The 9502-nt window shown below is 44.5% G+C and carries 1 protein-coding gene; it reads right to left on the bottom strand.

Annotated features, from left to right (window positions below; genetic code table 11):
• Positions 1-9497 (bottom strand): hemagglutinin repeat-containing protein (locus PSF27_RS19780; RefSeq protein ID WP_272682111.1); only part of this gene is annotated, 9497 nt, incomplete at its 3' end.
• Positions 9498-9502: the final 5 nt, after the last annotated feature.

Raw genomic sequence — 9502 nt, 5'->3', positions numbered from 1 at the left:
ATTTGCTGGCTCGATAAAGTTAAATTGCCGCCAACATTGGCTTTCACTGTTTCGCCGCTGACCTGCGCACCTGTTAATGTGGTATCTTTGCCGCTGTTCAAGGTCAGTTGTTTACCTGCATCCACCTGTGTATCGGTGTAATACTCACTATTACCTTTTTCGAAACCGCTGCCTTTATTAACGCTGGCATTGACGTTCCAACCGCCTGAGCTGATCCCCGCACCAATTGAACTGCCTGAGCTTGAGTTTTTGCCATCCACCGTTTGCGTGTTGCTAGCACTGGTCAGGTCGATATCATTTTTTGCTGTTAAGGTGATGTCTTTATCTGCGGTTAACTGGCTGCCTTGTACTGCCAAGTTGCCTTGACTGCCTTCTTTTTTGCCCGTGGCTGTAAGGTTAATATTATCCCCAGCGCTCAGGCTGCTACCAGATGCGGTATTTTGCTGCGTTTTTGTCGTGGATTTTGACGAGCTACTGCCATAAGACACGTTCACACCAAAGGCATCTGTGACACTGCCGCCTTTTTTCAGCCCAGCCAACTCACCGGCTTGTTCTGCTTGAACACCTTGCAGACCCGCTTTCATCCCTTTAAGTGCCGCTAATTGGCCATCGTCTTCCTGTTTCGCCGATTTCGCTGTCTGCGCCATACCGTCTAACATACTGCCCGCAGTACCACCTAATGACACCGTGAGGCCACTGGACTTACTTTCCACCGTCGTGATATCGGTTCGGCTATTTTCAGCGGCCGTAATATTCACGTCACTGCCTGTGATATTAATATCTTTCGCGGCGATTACATCACTGCCATGGATGTTCGCTGAACCACCAGCCTCCAGTGTCACATCACCTGCGGAGCTGCCGATTACGCTGCCTTTTTTCAAGTTACTGTCACTATCAGTCGTGACTTTTTGAGACGTTGATCCGACAGTTAAACCCAAGCCGCCTGTACTCATCAGCCCTGATTTCTTCGTCTTGGACATATGAATTTCATGTAACGCCTCATCAGACGTAGTGACATTCAGCTGGTTACCTGCATTGACGGCAACATCGTTAGTTCCCAGAACATTGCTGCCCTGAATATTCACGTCATTACCTGCGGTCATTTTGATGCTATCGCCACTTAATGTACTGCTGATCGCAGTACGCGCGTTGACTTCATCATGGGTTTCTTTTGTGGTGCTCGATAGAAAACCTTTGTCCGTGTGTTTGGTGTGCTTAGCATAGTCACTGCTTTCCACCCCTGAGGTCAGGTTAATATCACGCCCCACATTCACAGCTAATTCGCCGCCACTGGACACATTCGCTGCGCGAGCGGAGAGATCTTGACCTGCAGACAGTGTTAAATCCCCTTGAGTTTGGATTTGTGTGCCCACTTCTGTGCTATTAGCGCCACGATAGTAATTGCTTGAATTATGTGTGTAATCAAACGCTGAGCTAACATCGCGCGTTTCTAAACTAATATCCTGACCCGCAATAATGGAGGTTTTACCATCAACGCCTAAATTGCCAACATCTGTAGCGATCAGGTTGATATCTTGCACGGCTTTTAAGGTAAGCTGACCGTTATCACCCGTAACATAAATGCTGGCAGGGCGGTCGAGCCATTGTGATTGGCCATCTCCACGCTGCGCGGTTTCGCTGAGAATATCGCGCCCCGCGATGAGTGATACGCTATCTAAACCACGGATTTCACCACCCACATTTTTTATATCTTTCAATGCGTTGAGCTGAATATCCTTCCCTTGAATACGCCCGCTGTTTTCAATATTTTCTGCGCGTAAATCTGTTAATTCGCGGCTGTTAATTTCACCACTATTGAGCAAATCACCCGTAATATTGGCAGACACATTGCGCCCTGCAAGTAGTGCGCCATTGCCGTTTAGATCGCCTTGGCGTGCACGAACATACACCTGGGGCACACTTACCATCTCAACACGTCCATCTGGCAAGGTGACTTCTTTATTTACCATCCACACAATATCGGTTGTTAAGTTCGCCATTTGTTCTGGTGATAATGCAATACCTGGAGTCAGGTTAAATTGATTACCAAACGCAACACCATTCGTCAGCAGCGCACGGTATTGTTCTTCATCACTATTGTAGTTGCCTAATAAGCGCTGCCCTGTAGTTTCAATCAATTGATCGCGAACTAAGCGTTGCTCATAATAGCCATCACCTAAACGCTTATGTAGCTGCTCATTAGTGACAATATCAATGCTGGATAACCATTTTTTGTAATTAGTGAAGCGAGAGTCCGTTTCAATTAAGAACTGGCTATCCGTGCCTGGTATGACGTTAAACAAGCTGTTATCTGGCAATTGGGTACTTGGCCCAACGGTTCTGATCACGGTATCGAGGTTGTCTTTACCTTGGGGCGCTTTTTCTGCCGTGATATTTTGCCCTTTACCTACGTCAGTTTGGCCTTGAATATCAGTACCATTCCCCACATTGGCATCACCTGTCTGCGCTGTCGCGCCAACAGTTTTATCATCGCTCACGTCAGCTTTCGCCGAAACCGAAGGTAATTGCGTTACTTCAGCCTGTTGGCCTGCTGTAAGCTCAAGAGGCGTATTTTGACTGTCTTTTAATGTAGTTTCCGCCAGCAACGCCCCTTGGTTATCCGTTATCGTTGACTCAGACACGGTATCCGCTGCGCCATCGAGCGGATTGACTTTCACACCATCCAAGTGAGTTTTATTAATTCCCCCCGCTTGCTCTTTTACCTCCAGTAAATGTAGCGGTAAATCTTCTTCGCTATTAATACCTTGGTATTTTGACGTACTAGTACGCGTTTTCCATTTACCACCGCCTTTATAGCGATAAATCGTATTTCCATCCTCAAAAATATGACGAACACCTTGTGCTTCTTTATTGTTTAGCTCATAGCCTGTTAAGATCAGGTTTTGCCCCGCAACAACGCGTGAATTTTCATTATTCAGTTGCTGTCCATCAATCGTTAAGTGTTTACCACTGGTGATTAATGCTGCATCGCGTTTGATGATTTGCGTTTCATAAATTATACGGTCGTAATCATATTCATAGAAATTTTTAGTCCAATTACCATACTCAAACATCCGCCAGCGATTGGATTTTTCATAGTGAATACCCACTTCCTTGTTGAGCGTACCATCGTCATTAATCGCATAACGGGTTTGGTTACCATTACGTGGCTGAATTTTATAGCGCTTACCATTACCGTAATCGTACCAATCAAAGTGCTCGCGGCTAACTTCAACTGGTTTTTCAGTCAGCTCTAAGTGAATATCTTTGTTTTCCAGTAGATCAGTTTTGAGAGTAAGATTGCCATCCGCTTCAATATTTGCACTGTGGTTTTTCACACTTTTAGCATGGCCTGTGGCTTGTAGCTTGTCGTTGAGCACATTGCCGATGGCTAAATCACCGTCACTGTAAATTAAAGCGTGGTCGCGGTTTACCAGCTCAGAAACTGCGAGATTAACCTCTTTACGCCCTGCAATAACCGCCGATTTATCCCCTTGTTTATCATTCAATAAGGCATTGGCTGCTATTGATAAGAAATCGCCATAAATACGCCCTGTACCTACGTTATCGAGATTTTTTGCAACAATGTGGGTCAAGGTACCATCAATTATCCCAGTATTGAGGACGTTGCCACTGGCCTTGATTCGCGTATTTTGCCCACTAATTTCCCCAGATAGCTGATTAATGACAGCCGTCGTGCTTAAAGCCAGCTCACCAAGGCTAGACATTAGCCCATAATTTGTGAAACCTTGGGCAAAATTAGCGGTTAAGCGTTCGCCCGCCTGAATACGCCCATGATTTTCAAATGCTTGATTAATAGCGAATGTCAGTGCTTTTTGGGCAATAAGTTTCCCTTCGCCTGTTAATGTGTTCGCTGATACACTCGCAGAACCATTGCTAACGATGACCCCTTGCTGGTTTGTCAGCGTTAAGGCTTTTCCTTTCACATTATCAGTAATGGTCAAATCTGACCCTGCGGATACCATGCCTTGGTTATTATTTAAGGATTGAGCGATATTTGCCTGAATAGCTTGCCCTGCGCGCACTGCGCCACGTTGGTTATTCAATTCAGTCGCTTTTAGCGTGGTATTTTGCCCTTCAATCCCTTGCCCTGCTTGGGCGGTATTTTGGTTATCAATATTCTTTGCGGTGATATTCAGGTTACCATTAGCTTTAATCCAGCCTTGTTGGTTATCAAGCTGTTGCACTAAAAGCAATTCAACGTTGTTTAGCCCTTGAAGAGTGCCTTTGGTGTTATTCAGGTATTGGCTAGCAACCTGTAAATCTGCCCCTGATAAAATTTGCCCTTGTTGGTTATCAACACCTTGCGTAATCGTCAGGTGGCTATTTCCCTGTGATTGCAATGTTCCTTCGCGGTTATTCAGGGTGGTGCCTGTGATTTTCGCTGAAGATTGACTTAAGAGTGTGCCTTTTTGGTTATCGATATGATTAACATCGACATTTAAGCCTTGTTTACCTTGCACGAACCCTTGCTGATTCTTCAGATCATTGGCTGTTAGGGTGAGTTTCTCTTCACTCGCTAACACGCCCTCTTGGTTCAATACATCATTTTTCTGAGTATTGATATCCAATAAGCCACCCGAATAAATCCGCCCTTGCTGGTTATCCAAGGTCTGAGAGGTTAATACATTTGCCCCCGCACTTTGGATTTGCCCTTGCTGGTTCGTTAATTTGCCGCTGTTGAGCGTGAGGTTCCCACCACTTAACAACCCACCAGTTTTTTGTGTGTAGCTATTGTTGAGAAGCTGCCCATGAGTGTCCAAGGCTAACTGCAGACCTGCTTGAACCCGCCCTTGCTGGTTATCAAACTCCCCACTGTTCAAGCTTAACCCGAAACTGGCTAAAATTTCCCCTTGGGAGTTATCGACACGGTTTTTCTGTGTATCGATTCTAATATCACTCGCTTGAATATGGCCTTGTTGATTAATCAGCTCACCAACCGTTAACGCCAGTTTTTGGCTAGCAAAAATCCCTTGATCGTCTGTTTTTGCGGTGTTGGTTAAACGTTGGCCTTGAGTATCAAGGGTGATAGATTGCCCCTTAATCGTGCCTTCGGTGTTATCCAACTGCTGAGTTTTCATCGAGATAGCAGATTGGCTGCCAATCAAACCTTGCTGGTTAGTTAACGCTTGGCTATTAAGCGCCAACTGGCCTTTTGCCACAATACGGCCTTTTTCGTTATCGAGCCCCCCCGTGGTTAACGTTAGCCCGCCTTGTGCATAAATACCTTTATTATCATCACTTTGTGTATTGTTTAATTGCTCACCATGAGTATCAATCAGCATGTCACTACCTGACTGAATGGTGCCCTGCTGGTTTTCAATTTTACCGCTATTTAACGTGAGTTTTTGTTGCGCTAACAATGCCCCTTGTGTGTTATCAAATAACTGGTTTTGGGTATTGATATTGATGCTATTGGCCTGAATGTACCCTTGCTGGTTTTGCAGTGCTTGGTTACGCATCTGCAATACTTGCTCTGCCGCAATAAGTCCCGCTTGGTTATTGATATGACCCGCAATATCTAATGTGCTATTCCCATGGCGTGCGACAACCTTACCCTGCTGGTTATTCAGTTCACTCGCTGTGATTTTCAGGCCATTTTCACCGACCAAAGCACCATTTTGGTTAACTAACTCATTTTTTACACCAATGGATAAGTGACCATTATTTGCTGTTAAGATCTGGCCATCTTGGTTATCAAGGGAATCTGCTGTTATCGTAAAGTGGCCATTACTGCCAATTTCACCTGCTTGGTTGTTTAACCGCCCTTGCAGCGTGATTTTTCCGGCTTTATCACCTGTTTGTAATAATTTGCCATTTTGGTGTTCGAGGGTGTTTGCCGTGAGAAAAACCTGAGCTGCCTGAGTAACCCCTTGGTTTAATGACAGCGTTTCACTTTGAATATTCAAGGTATTTGCAGCCAGTAGCTCGCCTTTATCACCATCAAGAGATTGGCTGTTTAAGGTAACATCCCCCATACTCGCAATCACTTTACCTGTACGGTTAATCAGTAATTGAGTATCGGCGAATACCCCTTGGCGTCCAGTTAAGGTGCCGCTTGTATTATCCAGTACCTGTTGAATTTGTAGGTTTAACGCCCCCATTCTTGCACTGAATATTTTGCCTTGTTGGTTTCCTAACGTATTTGCCGTTATCTGCCAAGAACCATTACCACTGATGTTACCCGCTTGGTTATTTAGGTGTCGAGAAACGAGAAGTGAACCTTGTTGCTCTCCAAGTTGAGTCATTGTCCCTTGCTGATGGTTTAGATTTTCCGCTGTCAGTTGGATATGATTGGCTTGTGTATTTCCTGCACTAAGGTCAATATCTTGCCCACGTAGGACAAGTTTCCCATCCGCAACAATTTCCCCGCGCTGGCCTTGTACATTTTCAGCAACAATGAACATGTTTCCTTGCTTGCTAATCACCTTGCCATCCACATTAGTGAGTTGCGGGGCGTTCAATGTGAAATCATGTTCGGCAAACAGCGTTCCTGCTGTGTTATCTACGCTGTCTTGTGCATGAATAAACAATGCCCCCACTTTCGCAGCAACGACAGTACCTTGTTGATTATTCAGCCTATTCATATCCAGATGTAATGAACCTTGGCTGCTGATATTACCCGCTTGGTTATCAAGGGTTTGAGTCAGCTTGATTTGGCCTTTTTCACTGCCTGTTTGCAGCATTTTCCCACGTTGGTGAAAAAGGGTTTTCCCGTCTATCTGAATATTATCCGCTTGAGTAATCGCGCCATTAAGGTTGAGATTATCTGCCGTTAAAGTCAGCTTGCCTTTCGAGAGTATTTCGCCTTTCTCGCCCTCTAGCTGCTTAAGTGTTAGCTGGTTATCTCCAAAGCTCGCAATAAGTTTACCTGATTGGTTAATCAAACGATTTGCTGCAAGTTTAATACCTTGATTACCTAATAATGTGCCTTGAGTATTATTCAATGCTTGTTGAATATTTAGGGATAATTGCCCTAATTTCGCTGCAATAATTTTGCCGTCTTGGTTATTCAACGCATTGGCTGAAATCTCAATTTGCCCATTGCTGGAGATTTCCCCACGCTGATTATCAAAATGATTTTGAATGCGTAGTTCTGTTTTCCCTTCCCCTACTTGCAGTAACGTTGCACCTTGATGGGAAAAGTTATTGGCTAAAATGGTAATTTGATTAGCTTGCGTAAGCCCATGATTTAAATTGATATCTTGACTTTCAATATGCAAAGAGTTTTGTGCGAAAACCGTTCCTTTATGGCCATCCACCTGGTTTGCGGTGAGTAATGCAGCGCCTGATAAACTGCTAATTTTTCCTTGTGTATTCACCAGCTGATTGGCTTTGATAGCTAAATATTTATCAGTTTGGATCACGCCCTGCGTGTTATTCAATTTTGTGGTTGCAGTGATCTCTAACTGTTTGTTAGCACTGGTGAATAATTTACCATCCCTGTTATCAAGGTTATCGGCCTGTATGTGCAGGTCACCTTTGGATGACACACTTCCCCCATGGTTATCCAAGGTCGTCGCAACGTCCACCGTCATGGCTTTATCGCCTGTTTGTAGGATATTTCCTTGGCGATGAGAGAACGCATTGGCTTTTAAGGTGATTTGTTCAGCTTGAGTCTTCCCATTATCCAAATTCATGGATTTCCCAGTTAAGCTTAGGGCGCCACTGGTCAGAATTTCCCCTTTTTTTCCATCCAACTTGTCTGTTTTGATGGATAGCCCTTGTTTGCCAGAGGCTAAAATCGTGCCTTGCTGGTTGTTCACATTTTGACTTTGAATATCCATTTTGCCATCACGGCTGAGCAGCTGCCCTGACTGGTTATTCAACTGCTGCGTGATGATTGCGGTATCACCCGCAAGGTTAATTTCCCCATTTTGGTTATCAAGCAGTTGGGTCTGTAATGCGTTTTTCGAATTGCCCGTTTGGACCAATTTACCTTGTTGGTTATGGATAAATTCAGGGGCAATTAACAACAAGTCTTTGGCAACAATTTCCCCTTTTTGGTTATCAATCCCTGTTTTTGCCGTTAATGTGACTTTATCCGTTGCCTGTAAATGCGCTTCTTTGGTGCGAATATCTTTTATTGTCGATGTCAGTGTGATGTTTTGAGCTTGGGTATTTGAGAACGAAAGGTCGAGTTCACTCCCTGTCGCTGTTAACGATTCTTTAGCAACAATATCACCTTGAAGTGTAACGTTTTTATCACCTTGAACCGTTAAAGAGCCCGCCGAGGTTAATTTTCCTTTGCTGTCGACCCCTGCCGCGAGCAAGGCTGTTTTATCACTGTTGATTTGTGCGGCATTTAAGGCCGTATCACCCCCAGCAACCATTTGGCCTTTATCGGTGTTGGTAATTGCCTGTTTTGCATTGAGCTTCACATTTTGCTGAGCTAAAACAGTACCTTGGTTATGAATTGATTGTTGGCTGTCGATGGCAATGTTTTGGCGTGCCGTGATCACCCCCGAGTTTCCCACTTTACCATTCGCTGATAAAGTGATATCCCCAGCTTCTGCCCCAATATGCCCTGCATTTCGTACACCCACGCCATTTTCTGTTCCACGCATTTTGATGGTATTGGCGTACATCCCCCCCAATGCAGCAACATCTAAAGCAAACTCAGGTTTATCATCCGTTGTGGAATTATCCGTTTTGAGAATGGTTTTCCCATCCGCTGCAACCGTGTTTTTCCCTGTGGTAATGGCTAAGTCTTTAGCATGCAATTTAGCATTAATATTGACTGAACGGGCGATTAACGCCGTATAGTTGGTACCATTACCGTTGTACCCCTTACCAACAATATTGATACTGCCTTTATCAACTTCAAACCCTTTGATTTTGCCATTTTCAATCAAGGTTTTGCCTGCCGATAGCAAAGCTTTATCCGCATTGATAAACCCACAACCATTACAGGTGATCCCCACTGGATTGGCGATGATCACATCGGCTTTTTTCCCTGCAACTTCGATAAAACCGTTTAATTGACTCGGATCGCGGCTATTTACCTCATTTAAGATGATTTTCGCCTCGCCCTTTGCCAACCACTCATTGCCTTGGATCATTCCACCCAGTTGAGTGTTGACGTCGTGGCGGCTGTTATTCAGGATTACCCCTTTGTTATCAACATCAAATTGGCTGTATTGGTTACGTGAAACGCCATCACGATTAGGCGCTTGAATATTCACTTGAGGTAACCCATTTTGGGTATTCACAATCGTCGGTTGCTGATTACTAGGCGCATTACTATCCGCTTTAATGTTCGATGCGGAGGCGCTAATGCTCACCATACCCAGCGTCAACCAAAGACTGGTAACAATGGGTTTAATTGACCAACGAACTCGGCTATTTGCTGTTTTTTTAACACGATTTTCTGTTTGGCACGCAGGCCCTGCTTGATGACTTCGAGTAATGTCCGCAACGACCATCACCATTTGGCGCGCTGCATTAAAAATTAAACGGTAAAATAACTTATTCATCCTGA

It is taken from the genome of Providencia sp. PROV129, assembly GCF_028482245.1.
GTDB lineage: Bacteria > Pseudomonadota > Gammaproteobacteria > Enterobacterales > Enterobacteriaceae > Providencia > Providencia vermicola.
The sequence above is the reverse complement of the archived record's forward strand: the minus strand, read 5'-3'. Positions and strand labels throughout refer to the sequence as shown.